Origin of the sequence: Arthrobacter globiformis NBRC 12137 (genome assembly GCF_000238915.1) — a bacterium.
Classification (GTDB): Bacteria; Actinomycetota; Actinomycetes; order Actinomycetales; family Micrococcaceae; genus Arthrobacter; species Arthrobacter globiformis.
On the sequence record NZ_BAEG01000027.1, the window covers coordinates 25,441 to 38,576 of the forward strand.

Annotated in this window: 14 protein-coding genes and 3 tRNA genes; 3 read left to right on the forward strand and 14 right to left on the reverse strand. The window is 65.4% G+C overall.

Annotated elements, in window-relative coordinates:
* Positions 1–51: 51 nt before the first annotated feature.
* The 4 genes from ARGLB_RS03825 to ARGLB_RS03840 are packed head-to-tail and all read right to left on the reverse strand — an operon-like array spanning position 52 to position 3,539.
* Positions 52–315, reverse strand: a complete 264-nt coding sequence (locus ARGLB_RS03825; RefSeq protein WP_003799109.1) for a hypothetical protein — start codon at positions 313–315, stop codon at positions 52–54.
* A complete protein-coding gene (locus ARGLB_RS03830) occupies positions 312–1,211 on the reverse strand; it encodes a carbohydrate ABC transporter permease (RefSeq protein ID WP_003799112.1) in 900 nt (299 codons plus the stop codon). Before ARGLB_RS03830 ends, ARGLB_RS03825 begins: the two co-directional genes overlap by 4 nt.
* Complete coding sequence (locus ARGLB_RS03835; RefSeq protein ID WP_003799114.1) at positions 1,208–2,245, reverse strand: carbohydrate ABC transporter permease; 1,038 nt, start codon at positions 2,243–2,245, stop codon at positions 1,208–1,210. The genes ARGLB_RS03830 and ARGLB_RS03835 overlap by 4 nt, the downstream gene beginning before the upstream one ends.
* 7 nt (positions 2,246–2,252) lie before the next feature.
* The gene (locus ARGLB_RS03840; RefSeq protein ID WP_003799116.1) at positions 2,253–3,539 is read right to left on the reverse strand and encodes an ABC transporter substrate-binding protein; all 1,287 of its coding nucleotides are present in this window, start codon (positions 3,537–3,539) and stop codon (positions 2,253–2,255) included.
* Positions 3,540–3,665: 126 nt separating this feature from the next.
* Here ARGLB_RS03840 and ARGLB_RS03845 point away from each other — a divergent pair, with 126 nt between their 5' ends.
* Positions 3,666–5,546 (forward strand): glycoside hydrolase family 13 protein, encoded by a 1,881-nt coding sequence (locus ARGLB_RS03845; RefSeq protein ID WP_003799118.1) that lies wholly within the window; start codon positions 3,666–3,668, stop codon positions 5,544–5,546.
* A 58-nt stretch (positions 5,547–5,604) separates the two neighbouring features.
* Here ARGLB_RS03845 and ARGLB_RS03850 read toward each other — a convergent pair whose 3' ends face one another.
* From ARGLB_RS03850 to ARGLB_RS03895, 10 genes are all read right to left on the reverse strand, one after another.
* Complete coding sequence (locus tag ARGLB_RS03850) at positions 5,605–6,216, reverse strand: hypothetical protein (protein WP_003799120.1); 612 nt, start codon at positions 6,214–6,216, stop codon at positions 5,605–5,607.
* Complete coding sequence (locus ARGLB_RS03855; RefSeq protein ID WP_003799121.1) at positions 6,213–6,863, reverse strand: DUF6286 domain-containing protein; 651 nt, start codon at positions 6,861–6,863, stop codon at positions 6,213–6,215. The genes ARGLB_RS03850 and ARGLB_RS03855 overlap by 4 nt, the downstream gene beginning before the upstream one ends.
* Complete coding sequence (locus ARGLB_RS03860; RefSeq protein ID WP_003799124.1) at positions 6,860–7,243, reverse strand: hypothetical protein; 384 nt, start codon at positions 7,241–7,243, stop codon at positions 6,860–6,862. Before ARGLB_RS03860 ends, ARGLB_RS03855 begins: the two co-directional genes overlap by 4 nt.
* A 31-nt stretch (positions 7,244–7,274) precedes the next feature.
* Complete coding sequence (locus ARGLB_RS03865) at positions 7,275–7,466, reverse strand: DUF2273 domain-containing protein (protein ID WP_003799126.1); 192 nt, start codon at positions 7,464–7,466, stop codon at positions 7,275–7,277.
* Complete coding sequence (locus ARGLB_RS03870) at positions 7,463–7,918, reverse strand: Asp23/Gls24 family envelope stress response protein (RefSeq protein ID WP_043417905.1); 456 nt, start codon at positions 7,916–7,918, stop codon at positions 7,463–7,465. Before ARGLB_RS03870 ends, ARGLB_RS03865 begins: the two co-directional genes overlap by 4 nt.
* 99 nt (positions 7,919–8,017) lie before the next feature.
* The gene (locus tag ARGLB_RS03875) at positions 8,018–8,485 is read right to left on the reverse strand and encodes a hypothetical protein (RefSeq protein ID WP_245531465.1); all 468 of its coding nucleotides are present in this window, start codon (positions 8,483–8,485) and stop codon (positions 8,018–8,020) included.
* A gap of 230 nt (positions 8,486–8,715) precedes the next feature.
* On the reverse strand, positions 8,716–10,311 hold the full coding sequence (locus ARGLB_RS03880) for a glycoside hydrolase family 68 protein (RefSeq protein ID WP_003799130.1): 1,596 nt from the start codon (positions 10,309–10,311) through the stop codon (positions 8,716–8,718).
* Between the two features lie 730 nt (positions 10,312–11,041).
* A tRNA-Phe gene (locus ARGLB_RS03885) sits at positions 11,042–11,117 on the reverse strand.
* A gap of 48 nt (positions 11,118–11,165) precedes the next feature.
* Positions 11,166–11,239: transfer RNA gene (locus tag ARGLB_RS03890), tRNA-Asp, on the reverse strand.
* Positions 11,240–11,332: 93 nt separating this feature from the next.
* A tRNA-Glu gene (locus tag ARGLB_RS03895) sits at positions 11,333–11,405 on the reverse strand.
* A gap of 241 nt (positions 11,406–11,646) precedes the next feature.
* Here ARGLB_RS03895 and ARGLB_RS03900 point away from each other — a divergent pair.
* Both ARGLB_RS03900 and ARGLB_RS03905 read left to right on the forward strand, forming a co-directional pair.
* On the forward strand, positions 11,647–12,615 hold the full coding sequence (locus tag ARGLB_RS03900) for a DMT family transporter (protein WP_003799133.1): 969 nt from the start codon (positions 11,647–11,649) through the stop codon (positions 12,613–12,615).
* Between the two features lie 9 nt (positions 12,616–12,624).
* On the forward strand, positions 12,625–13,053 hold the full coding sequence (locus ARGLB_RS03905) for a metallopeptidase family protein (protein WP_043417859.1): 429 nt from the start codon (positions 12,625–12,627) through the stop codon (positions 13,051–13,053).
* Positions 13,054–13,136: the final 83 nt, after the last annotated feature.

A 13,136-nucleotide genomic window follows, 5' to 3' on the forward strand; every position in this document is an offset into this window, starting at 1 on the left:
TCCGCCACGCCGTTCTCCCGGCGGCAAGTATCCATTTTAGTCCCGCCAGCCTCACTTGCGGCGCGTGGCCGTCCGCGCGGGGAGCCGCTTGCGGAGCCTGACCATGCCATACAGCGCCAGCAGCGTGGCCAGCAGCCCCAGCGCCCAGAAGACGGCGGGCTGCGCCGTCAGTTCCATCCAGACGGTGGCGACGAGCAGCACCACGGCCCAGAATCCAAGGAATCCGATGATGATGTCGAAGTCCTCGCCGGAGCGGACGCGCTTGGGCGCGATCGGTTCCGGTTTCCTGCCCTGTGGTGCTGCTCCGTGCGTCACTTGACAGCGCCCGCCGTCAGACCAGCCACAATCTTGCGCTGGAACACCAGCACCAGGATGACCAGCGGGATGGTGACGATGGTGCCTGCCGCCATGATGGCCGTGTAGGGAATCTGGTTCGGCTGCGCCCCGGCGAAGTTGGCGATGGCCACCGTCACCGGCTGTGTTGCGTCGCTGGACAGCTGGCTGGCGATCAGGAATTCATTCCAGGAGGAGATGAACGCCAGGATCGCGGTAGTAAAGATGGCCGGTGCGGCCAGGGGCATGATGACCTTGCGGAAAGCCTGTCCCTGCGTGCAGCCGTCCACCCGGGCCGACTCCTCCAGTTCCCACGGCATCTCGCGGAAGAAGGAGGTCATGGTGTAGACGGTCAGCGGGAGGACGAACGAAATGTTCGGGATGATCAGCGCCTGGTATGACCCCATCCAGCCGATGTTGGTGAACAGCTGGAACAGCGGGGTGATCAGGGCAACGCCCGGGAACATGGATGCGCCCAGGATGAAGCCGAGCACCATGTACTTGAACCGGAAGTTCAGCCGCGCGAGCGCGTACGCCGCGAAAACACCGATGATCAGCGACACCAGCGTGACCACGCCGCCGATGAAAACGCTGTTGAGCAGCGCCTGGCCGAACCGGTTGCCGAACGAGGTGTCGAACGCGGTATTGAAGTTGTCCAGCGTGACATGGGTGGGCAGGATCGAGGTGTCGTAGGTGAAGCCCACCTCGCGGAACGCCGTCACCACCATCCAGTACGCGGGTGCCAGGCACCAGATCAGGATGACGGCGGCGCTGATGTAGGTCCTGCCCTGCGCCCACTTCTCCTTGTTCTGGGCTTTGCGGCGGCCTCGGTCCTGCTCCGCGCGCAGGCTTGTGGCGGACGATGTCGCGGCGGTCATTTCTTCCCCTTACCGGTGGCGCCGCTCTGTTCAACAACATTTGCGCCGAGGAACCGGACAAAGATGAACGCGACAAGAAAGATGATGATGAAGGTGATGGTCGACAACGCCGCGGCGGCATTGAACCCTTGTCTGATTTGGTTGATCACCAGGATGGACAGCGTGGTGGTGTTGTTCGCGCCGCCCGTAAGGATGTACGGGAGGTCGAACATGCGGAGCGCGTCCAGGGTGCGGAACAGGATGGCCACCATCAGCGCCGGCTTCACCAACGGCAGCGTGATCAGCCGGAAGCGCTGCCAGGCGGTGGCGCCGTCAACCTTGGCTGCCTCGTAAACCTCGGCCGGGATCATCTGCAGTCCGGCCAGGATCAGCAGGGCCATGAATGGCGTCGTCTTCCAGACATCCGCGATGACTACTGCCCACTTCGCCGGCCATTCGCTGCCGGTCCACAGGATCGAAGTGTTGAAGAGCTTGTTGGCAATTCCTTCGAACGCGAAGATGAAGAACCAGAGCTTTGCGGTCACGGCGGTGGGAATGGCCCACGGCACCAGCACGGCCGCACGAACAAGGCTGCGGCCCTTGAAGGCGCGGGCCATGATCATGGCCATCCAAAAGCCCAGGACGGTTTCGAACGCAACAGTGACCACAGTGAAGAAGAACGTTGTCGCCGTGGCCGACCAGAACTGGGCACCGAGGGTGCCCGGCGGGCAGGCGACAGTTCCGCCAGCCGGAGCCGAGCACTGCTGCGCAATCCAGTTCACGTAGTTCTGGACGCCGGCCGGTCCGCCGGCCGTAAAGAGGCCCGTCGCGGGGTCCAGGCCGGCATCCTTCTGGAAGGACATCACGATTGCACTGATGATCGGGTAAATGATCACCACAGCAAGCGCGATGATAGTCGGGGCTAGGAGCCACGAGGCCCACTTTCCCTGGCTAAGAATTTTGTTATCCTCACCAACGCCCTTGGGGCCATGATGGATCGGGGCACCGCCCGACGCCGGTGCCTTGACCGGCGTCGGGCCTACTTCGGTTGCCATGGCAGACCTACGATCCTGCACCGGCGGACTCGATGGACTTCTGCATGTCAGACAGTGCAGAGTCCACGGGCTTTTCGCCCTTGATGGCTGAATACGCGTTTTCCTGGATCGCCTTGGTGACTGCCGGGTAGAACGGGGTGACCGGACGCGGAACGGCGTTCTCGATGGAGGTCTTCAGGACGGGCAGGTACGGGAGCTTCTTCACCAGGGCAGCATCGGTGTAGAGGCTGCCCAGCACCGGAGCCAGTGAACCCTGCGTCGCGTAGAACTTCTCGGTTTCTTCCGAAGTCATGAACTTCAGGAAGTCCAGGGCAGTGGCCTTGTTCTTGGAGTACACGCTGACGGCCAGGTTGTGGCCACCCAGTGACGAGGCGCCGGGGCCGTCCTTGCCCGGGATCGGGGCGATGCCGAGCTTGTCCTTCACCGCCGAGGAACCTTCCGTGGTCGCCAGGTTGTAGACGTAGGGCCAGTTGCGCAGGAACAGCAGCTTGCCGCTCTGGAACGCCTGGCGGCTCAGCTCCTCCTGGAAGGTGATGCCTTCCTTCGGGATGTTGCCGTCGGCGTAGGCCTTGGCGAGGTTCTCAAGACCGGCCTTGGCCTCTGCGGTGTTCAGGCTGGGCTTACCGTCCTTATCCAGAACCGATCCGCCAGCGGAGTTGATGGCTTCCGAGGCATTGACGGTCAGGCCCTCGTACTTGCTGAGCTGGCCGCCGTAGCAGCCGATGTTGTTCTGCTTGGCGATGGAGCACATGCTCATCATCTCGTCCCACGTCTTTGGCGGCGTGGGAACAAGGTCCTTGCGGTAGTACAGCAAAGCGCCGTCGGACGTCTGCGGCGCGGCGTACAGCGTGCCCTTGTACGTGCCGCTGTCAACGGTTGGCTTCAGCATGGCGCTGGTGTCAAAGGCCATCTTGTCCTTGAGCGGCTGCAGCCAGCCCTTGGCAGCGAACTCGGCTGTCCAAACCACGTCAACGTCCACGACGTCGTATCCGGCATCCTTGGCCTGGAAGTGCTGCACGAGGTCATCATGCTGCTGGTCGGCCTGGTCCGTCTGCTCCTTGAACGTGACCTTCTCATTCGGGTGCGCGGCATTCCACTTGGCAATCAGCGGCCGGACCACGTTGCTGTTGTCCTTGCCCTGGACGTATGTGATGGGCCCGCGCCCGTCAAGGCCAGCTTCGGCGTCGCCGCCGCCGGCTGTTGTGCCGCCTCCCCCGCCGCCGCCACAGGCAGACAGGGTCAGAGCGAGCACGCCGGCAGTGGCAACCGGGAGTAAGAACTTAGGGGTTTTCATTGGCTGGAGACTCCTCGCTGAGTGACATGAAAATCATTCGTGCGGTTGATGTGGTGACTGTCACACTAGTAACGTTGCCCGAAGATATGCAAGCGTTTACACCTAATTGTTACCGGAGAGGCAACTATGAGTCACCGCCCGATCAGCACGCCGGCGTCCGAAACAGCGGCGTGGTGGGCCCACGCGGCCGTCTACCAGATTTATCCGCGTTCCTTCTCGGATGGGAACGGTGACGGCATGGGCGACCTGCCCGGCGTCACGGCACGCCTGCCCTACCTGCAGCAGCTCGGTGTCGACGCCGTCTGGCTCTCGCCGTTCTACCGTTCGCCGCAGGCCGACGGCGGCTACGACGTCGCCGATTACCGGCAGGTGGATCCGGCATTCGGTACGCTGGCCGACTTCGACTCCATGCTGGACGAGGCGCACAGCCGGGGTCTGAAAGTGATCGTCGACCTGGTGCCCAACCACACCTCCGACGAACATGTGTGGTTTCGGCAGGCCCTTGCGGCGGAACCCGGCTCGGCCGCCAGGGAGCGCTACGTCTTCCGTCCGGGGAAGGACGAGGTTCCCGGCTCCGGCGACGGCAACGTCGCGCCGAACAACTGGAAATCCATCTTCGGCGGACCGGCCTGGACACGGACCACGAATGCGGACGGCTCCCCCGGCGACTGGTACCTGCACCTGTTCGACACGAAGCAGCCGGACCTCAACTGGGAAAACCCCGAAGTCTGGGAGGAGATGCGTTCCGTGCTCCGCTTCTGGCTGGACCGGGGCGTGGACGGATTCCGTGTGGATGTGGCCCACGGGATGGTGAAGGAGGCCGGCCTTCCGGACTGGGAAGGCGTGGCCGCCATGGTGGAAGGCTCCGCCGAAGCCGCCCACGTGACGGATCCCCCGGGCGCCCACGGAGAGGCCGTTGAGCCGCATACAGCCCACGCTTCTCCGGCCGGTGCCGCCGACTTGGGGGCCGGCGATTCAGGGTCCAGTGCCGGCTCGGGTGCCGCCGTGGGCGCGGACCACGAGCCCGTGTCGCCGCTGTATCCGCCGTCCCCGTTCTTCGACCAGGACGGGGTCCATGACATTTACCGCGACTGGAACCGGGTCCTGGCCGGATACGACGGCGACCGCATGCTGGTGGCCGAGGCGTGGGTTGAACCCGCGGAACGGCTCGCCCGGTACATCCGCCCGGACGAGATGCAGCAGGCGTTCAACTTCGACTTCCTCCTGGCCGGCTGGGACGCCCAGCGGATGGCCGTGGCCATCGAGGACTCCCTACAGGCGGCCGCATCCGTCGGGGCGCCGTCCACGTGGGTGCTGAGCAACCACGACACCGTGCGCCACCCGAGCCGCTTCGGCCTGAAGGACCCCACCACCTTCCCGAAGGGCATCGCCGCGGAGGACGAGCAGCCTGACGCCGCTTTGGGCCTGGCCCGTGCCCGGGCCGCCACGCTGGTGTCCCTGGCCCTCCCGGGCTCCGCCTACATTTACCAGGGCGAGGAGCTGGGCCTCCCCGAGCACACCACGCTGCCCGCCGAAGCCCGGCAGGACCCCACGTTCTTCCGGACCAACGGGGTCGAGCGCGGGCGCGACGGCTGCCGGGTGCCGCTGCCCTGGAAATCCGAAGCGCCCGGGTTTGGCTTTGCAGAGGCATCCGCTGCGCAGGACCCGGCCGCGCCCTGGCTGCCCCAGCCCGAATCCTTCGAAGACCTGGCCGCCGACCGGCAGGACGGCGTCAAGGGCTCCACACTGGAGCTGTACCGCTCCGCGCTCACCGCACGCCGGAGCCACGGGCTGGGATCCGGAACATTCTGCTGGGCGGACAACCACGACCCCGAACTGGGCGTCCTGGCCTTCCACAACCGTGATGTCCTGGTGGTCGCCAACACGGGGGCGGAGCCGACGCCGGTCCCCGACGGCTACCGGGTGGCCCTGTCCAGCGCCGAGGAATCAGGCGCTGATGAAGCCGTGGTTGGGCCCAACAGCGCGGCCTACCTGGTGGCCGGATAAGCAGCCAGGCGGCTTCAGACCAACCGGTTTCCGGCCGTCAGAGCTCCCAATAACGGCGTTAGCGGACCCGCTCAGCACGGCTGAAGCGGGTCCGCGCGCCGGCCGCGATGTGCACCAGGACAGGCGTGCGCTGGCCCACCACCGCGCTCAGGGCATCAACCAAGTCCGCCGCTTCGGCCGCGACGGCCTGCGGCGCCACACCCGGCCGTGGGTGCAGCCGGAGCTTCAGCGCGGGCTGGCCCTTGACGTCGTAGATCGAGACGCTGGCTCCGGCGAGGTCGGGGCGGTCGGCCAGGGCGTTCTTCAGTGCCTGCTCGGCCACTCCCCCGCCGATCCGGATGTCGCCGGGAACGCCGCCCGGATCTTCTGCTGCCAGCAGGAGGTCGGTGCGGCCCTTGCCCTGCTGGGCGATCCACGCAACCATGAGGCCGATCAGCAGCACCACAGCGAGGGCCAGGACGATCCACAGCCAGCTCCCCTGCCGGCCGGGGAACTGCGTGCCCTCAAAGGCAGCCGCGGCGCTGTCCGACACGCTTTTGGACCAGGAATGCCACCACGCCGCAACGGCAGGGACAGCGGCCAGCAGTATCAGCAGCACGCCGATGACCAGCAGCTTGAAGCCAAGAATGCCGAGAATCATTCGGTTGAGAAGCCGGGGTGTGCCGTTCATGCGCCCACCACCCCTGAGGTGGACAGATTGATGGTCACCTGCGGCATGGGAGACGGTCCCATCGCCTGCAGTTCGTCCTCCACGGCCTTGCGGATGGCGTTTTCGCTGACCGGCACACCGGATGTGGGACGGACATTGACCACCACCTGCCGCTGGGAAACCACCACCATGACCTGTTCCTGCGTGACATTGGCCGCCAGCCGCGTCCTTCGGGCGAGTGCCGCGGCTATGACTTCATCGTCAACAACCACGGCGATCCGCCGGTCAGCAAGCAGGTGCCTGGCCCGGCGCCCGGGCAGGACCGCGTTTAGGAAAAAGTAGAGACCTACCGCGGCGGTCACGGCTCCGGCAGCGCCCAGCAGCAGCGGCGGTACGCCCGACGGGAGTGCCACGATCCGTTCGGCCGCCGTCTGCGGATCGATAAGCCAGGGCGGCTGGCCAATGGCTCGCACCGCGGATTCCAGGAGTGCGTAAAGGCAGAGCACGATGACCAGGGCGCCGGCGATGACCGCGGCCACCGCACGGGAGGAGTGGGTCTCGCGGTGCAGGACGCGGCGCATGTCGATGGCGGCGGCGTGCGCCGCCCCGGAGCCGCCCTGCGCCGGGTCCCCGCCGGCCTCATGCTGCTGTTCGACGACGGAACTCACTGCACCCTGCCCCTTTCCGTGACGTCGGCGCCGCTGATGCGGATGTCCACCCTGCTCAAACTCGCACCGCTGAGTTCGGTGACCTTGGTCAGAATGTCGGTCTTGGCGTGCACGGTCCTGTCCCAGATGGAGCCGCCCACAGACTGGACGCGTCCCGGGTCGCGGAGTACGGCAGTAAGACTGGGGACCTGGATGGGGGCCACGAGTGACAAAGCCAGCAGGCCGCCGTCGTCCGTCCAGTCGGCGCGCACGTCATGGGCATGAATGCCCAGGGCCTCGGCAGCGGCAGCCTGGGCCAGGCTCGTGAGCGCCCGGGTGCTGATCCTGTTGTGGCCGCTGTACTGCCGGCTGGGCGTCGCGGCTTCGGCTGCCTGGCTCATGCGGCTGCCCCGTTCATGTGGGCTGTACCGTTCATGAGGACGAGCGCCGGCCGCTGATGGCATCAATGACGCTGCGCAGGTCCAGTTTCCCTTCTGCGGCGCGGCCCAGGAGAGCGCCGATTCCCATGAACAGCAGGGATATCAGGAAGCCCCAGAGGCCGAACTGTAGTGACATGAACGCAACGAAGGCGCCGACGGCGATCCCAACGACAGTGGGGCTCACAGGACCGCCTCCCGCTCAGCGACGGCGGGCGCGCCTGTCGGCTTCACCGGCGGTGCAATGTAGACGTCGTTGATTTCGACGTTCACCTCTATGACTTGCAGGCCCACCAGCTTCTCGACGGCGGCATAAACGCTGGCCCGCACCTGATTGGCCAGGGCGTGCAGCGGAGCGCCGTAGACCGCCACCAGGGTTATATCGACTGCCACCTGTGTTTCGCCGACCTCGGCGTGCACGCCCGCGGCATGATCGGAGCTGCCCACCGCGTCCCTGATGGCTCCGAGCGCCCGGGAGGACCCGGTCCCCAGGGAGTACACACCGGGCACGGCCCGGGCCGCGATCCCGGCGACCTTGGCCACGGCGGTCTCGGAGATCACGGTCCGCCCTCCGGCTGCGGCCGGCACCAGGGCAGGGTCCGCTCGAACGGCGGCGGTTTGTGGATTCTGGTATTCCATCAGCACTCCCCTTCTGTTGAACTCAACCCTATCCCTTAGGTCGGACAACGTCAGGGGGCCACCAGCACGTTCGCCGCGGAGCCCTGCGCCCCCGGAGGGTTAATGGCAGTTCGCGGACAGCCAGCTTGTCACCGGGGCCATGGCCGCTTCGAACTTGCCGTTGGAGTACACGCTCTGGTCGGAGAGCCCGGCCAGAGCCACCTCGTTCAGCCGCGCGAAGTCCGCCTTCAGCGCCTCCGGCACCCGCTGGGCCGTCTCGGCAAGCTCCGCCTTTTTCTGCTCCAGTTCCGCCGTCTTGCCCTGCGCGGCGGAGAGGGGCAGCAGGGACGCCCCCGTGGCCTGCGTGGAGATGGCGTCACAGGCCTCAGCCGCCGAGGCATAGCCGCCAAAGGGACCGGACGCCACGCTGGCGGATGCGGTGGGAGCGGTGCTGCTGGCCGCCGTCGTGGACGGTCCAGACGCCGACGGCGCACTGCCAGAGGCAGGCGCGGAGCAGGCGCTAAGTGCCACGACGGCGAAGACGGCGACGGCGTACAACGGGCGGGCAAGATGTGTCACAGTTTCCATTCCTGGAGTGGTTTTGCCGCCTTGGGCGGCCTGGCTGGGCAGCCGCAGAACGCCTGCCCGTCCCCCGGCGTGCGAGTCTAGCCCGGCTGCCGTGCCTCTTTCCAAGTTGACAGGCCGGGTGCACTTTGCAGTCCTGTCCTTGGGTCGCCCTGTATATACAGGGCAGCAGACGCGGCAGGAGGCGCCCGGACCTGGTCCGGGCGCCTCCTGTTTATTGCAACAGTGACGGCTTACTTGTAGAGGCCGTTGCCGCCAACGTGGACGTTGGTGGGCAGGTAACCGAACGGGCCGAGGCCGTTCTGGCCGAAGCTGCGGTCAACCTTGGACACGCCGTCCCGGAAGTTGATCTTCACGGTGGGCGACAGGGATCCGCCGCGGACGCCGTTCACGTTGTCGATGAAGGACTGAACCAGGCCGCCCGGCTGCACGTAGTGCGAGTAGGCCTGGAACTGACGGCCGTTCTGGTTCGGCGTCGGGGCTTCCGGGGATTCGGAGGGCAGGTTCAGGTCCGTCGGGGAGCCGAGGGCCAGGCCGCTGTTGTTCATCGGCTGGTAGTCGGAGCGGACGCCGTCGCCTACAAAGCCGTAGACGCCGTCGGGGCCGCGCATGCCTGCAGCGTAGGTGAACTGGTGGCTGATGGTGAACAGGTAGTACTTGTTCTTGCCGTTTTCATTCTGGATGAAGATCTGCGGACGCTCGGTCTGGTCGTTGACGCAGTTGGCGGAGAGGATCGGCGGCAGGAAGTGCCACTTGGTCAGGTCCTTGTTATCTGCCACGGCCAGGCCAACATTGGCGGTCTGGTAGTAGGCGCCTTTGCTGTTGACCTCGTCGAGGTTCTCGGCGTTGGGGTCACCCTTGGCGTAGCCCAGGTCCTCGTTCTTGCAGCGGTAGTCGCCGCGCTTGCCGCCGGTGTTGCCTTCGAACACCATGTAGGTCTTGCCGGGGTGAGCCGGGTCAGCGAAGGTGTACGGGTCGCGGAACGCGAAGCCCGGGTTCTGCGCCTTGTTCTGGTACAGCTTTCCGTCCGGCTCGAGCAGCTTGGTGTGCTGGAAGCCGTCGAAGGTCACGCCGTTCTTGTCGGCGTGGATGTTGCCGAGCGCCTTGGCGATGACGGCGTCCGGGGCGATGCCGCCGCCGCCGGCGTTGCGCTCCTTGACGTCGTAGAACGTGGTGGCCGTGTAGAACACGTTCACCTGGTTGCCCTTCATGAGGCGGGTGGAGCCGGACCACTCGGTGTTGCCGATGGAGGTGTTGTCCAGGAACAGGTGTCCGCCGTAGTTCCACTTGTCCTTCGCCGGGTCGGCGTTGGTCTTGCGGAAGAAGTAGCCGATGCGGGCGTTCCAGTGGCGCTGGTCGAAGCCGTAGCCTGCGTGCCGGTCAGCAACCAGCGAGAAGATCACGTCGTAACCCTTGTAGCTGATCTGGTTCGCGTTCTCGTCGGTCAGCGACCAGGTGTCCCAAACCCACACGTCATCGTTCATGGCGGGGAAGTCCTCGGGGATCTCCGGCATGGTGACTTCGGGGCTCATGGAGTTCTGGCCCGGCTGAACCTTGGAGTCGCTCTGAGCCATGATCTGCTTGGCATCCGCACGGGTCCACTTTGAGGTGAAGTCCGAGGCCGGGTCGTGTGCCGTCTGGGTGTGGGGCGTCGGCAGGGGGAAGCCCGGAGTCGGTGCCGGCATCTGGGTGCTCGACGGCGGATCCGATGGCTCATTCGCCTGCGCCGACGGCACGGCGAGGAACGCCGTGGCGGCGACAGTTGCCACCAGAGCTGCGGCGGCGGGGCGCCACCGCAGCATCCGGGGGGTGTTGGGGTGCTTGTGCATTTTTTGCTCTTCTCGCGGAGTTACGTTCGTGGAAGACGGGCAGCTGCCCTTGTCCCCCGAACTCCGGAGACCCCGCTGACACAGCATGCGTCATCGAGGACGCCGTTGTGTCGAGGGAGAAAACGGGGTTTGGGTAGGACCCCGCGCTGGGCGATCGGAAACGTCAGACATTTCGCGGCCCACACTCAACGCTAGACAACGATGTCAGCCGAGTTCAACACGGTTTTGGCCGCGTACCCTCGGCGGGTCCACCAGGGATGCAAGCGCTTACATCACGTTTGCGCGCGCGTGGCGCACTTCTGGACTGGAATCAAACGTGCCTTAATAAACGCGTCATCAATGGCTTTGGTCACACCCGCGACCATGACTTCAGCCGACCAAAACGGGGCACTTTGACACGGGACACGCCGGACGCCGTCGTGGATTACGACGGCGGCACTCCCAAAGTGCCCCACGACGGCTCACAGCCAGCAACCCGGCCGCCCAGGTGGGCGGGTCCCGCGGCGCCCCCAACATGGCGATCTCAGGGTGGCGACCTAATGGCTGCCGACCAAACGGGGCACTTTGACACGGGACACGCCGGACGCCGTCGTGGATTACGACGGCGGCGCCCCCAAAGTGCCCCACGACGGCTCACCCAGTCGGCCGCCCAACCAAGGTTGAGAATTAGGGGCAAAGCCCGGGAAACGAAAAAACCCCGCTGTTCCTGATGGAACAGCGGGGTTTTAGCTGGTGGCTCCGACCGGCGTCGATCCGGTGACCTTTCGATTTTCAGTCGAACGCTCTACCAACTGAGCTACAGAGCCTAGGTGACATGTCACCATGAGAGCCGGAATTGCTTCCGGCAATCAAAGCGACCCTGACGGGACTTGAACCCGCGACCTCCGCCGTGACAGGGCGGCGCGCTAACCAACTGCGCTACAGGGCCTTGCTATTTCTTGCTTCCGCAGTATTGCTACCGCGTTTTTTCAAGGACTCCAGCCTACCAGACTTTTTTGCCTGCTTTGACCACTTCCTTGCGTACCCCCAACGGGATTCGAACCCGTGCCGCCGCCGTGAAAGGGCGGTGTCCTAGGCCGCTAGACGATGGGGGCCTGGACTCAATTTGGTTGAACAAGGGCAAAAATAAAGGGCCGAAGCCTTTCGTTCTTGTCCTTTCGTGTTCCTCCGAACTGGACCTGTAAAACTATAGAGCCTCTCGCCGGAATATCCAAAATCGGCCCGAAGACCACCCAAACCGCAGGGAAATCGGGGCCCGCCACAATGGCAGTTTCTTGGCTAGACATGGCCGATTTCCGCCAGCCACCGCGCGGGGAACGGAGCTAGATTGGCACCATGGCATCCACCGCCGGCACGAGCCCGCTCCAGCCCCACTCCCCCGAAGGTCCCTCCGCTGGAGGACCGGCACCAAAAGGCACCTCTTCCAAGAAACCTGCCTTTTCAGTCAACGCGCTGGGCGTCGCTGCCGTCGTGGTGACCGTGGCGCTCTGGGCCTCCGCCTTCGTGGGCATCCGCGCCGTCGGCCCAAGCTTCTCCCCCGGCGCCCTGACGCTCGGGCGGCTGGCGATCGCCGCCGTCGTACTCGGGGCAGTGGTGCTGCCAAAGCTGCGGGCGCTGCCGCGGGGCCGCGAGTGGTGGCCGATCCTCGCCTACGGCGTCATGTGGTTCGCCGGGTACAACGTGGCGCTCAACGCCGCGGAACATTCACTCGACGCCGGAACCAGCGCGCTGCTCATCAACGTGAACCCGATCCTGGTAGCCGTAATGGCTGGCGTCATCCTCAAGGAGGGATTTCCGCGCTGGCTGATCATCGGCAGCCTTGTGGCGTTCGGCGGCGTCGCGGTCATCGCATTGGGGTCGGGGACGCGTTCGACGGCGGACGTGGCCGGAGTGCTGCTTTGCCTCCTCGCTGCTGCACTCGCCGCAGTCAGCGTCATCATCCAGAAGCCCGTGCTGCGGAAATTTCCGGCCGGGCAGGCCACGTGGTTCGGAATCATGGTGGGCCTGCTCTGCTGCCTGCCCTTCGGCGGCCAGCTTGTGACGGAGCTGCAGGCGGCGCCGCTGCCGGCAACCCTTGGCCTGGTCTACTTGGGCATCTTCCCCACCGCCATCGCCTTCACTACCTGGGCCTACGCTCTGTCCCTGATCGACGCGGGGAAGCTGGCGGCCACCACCTATCTGGTTCCCGGCACCACAGTGCTGATCTCCTGGCTGGTGCTCAGCGAGATCCCGACCGTCTGGGGACTCGTGGGCGGCGCCATCTGCCTCCTCGGCGTCGGGCTGACCCGGCGGAGATCCCGCTAAAGTTTGGATATGCCCGCAAACCTGCCGCCCGGCCTCCCGATCGTGCCGGACGGAACCGGCGACCCGTCGGGGTTCGAAATGTCCGAATCCGACTTCGAGGCTGCCGTCAGCGACGCCCTCGATCAGCTTCCGGCCGAGGTGGCGCGGGCCATGGACAACGTGGCGGTGTTCATCGACGACGATTACGTCCCGCAGCCCGGCGAGGACCCGGACACTGTGCTCCTGGGGCTGTACGAAGGCGTACCCCTGACCGAGCGTGACTCCTGGTGGGACGCCGGATCCCTGCCGGACCGCATCACCATTTACCGCCAGCCCATCCTGGACATCTGCTCCTCACGCGAGGACGTAGTGGAGGAAGTCGCGGTAACAGTCATCCACGAGATTGCCCATCACTTCGGAATCGACGACCAGCGGCTTCACGAACTCGGGTGGGACTAGCGCGTGCAGCAGCGATTCCGCGACACGCCCGCCCCATCTGCACCCAAATGACACTCGTGTTGTTTATGTTATTGATGTGACCA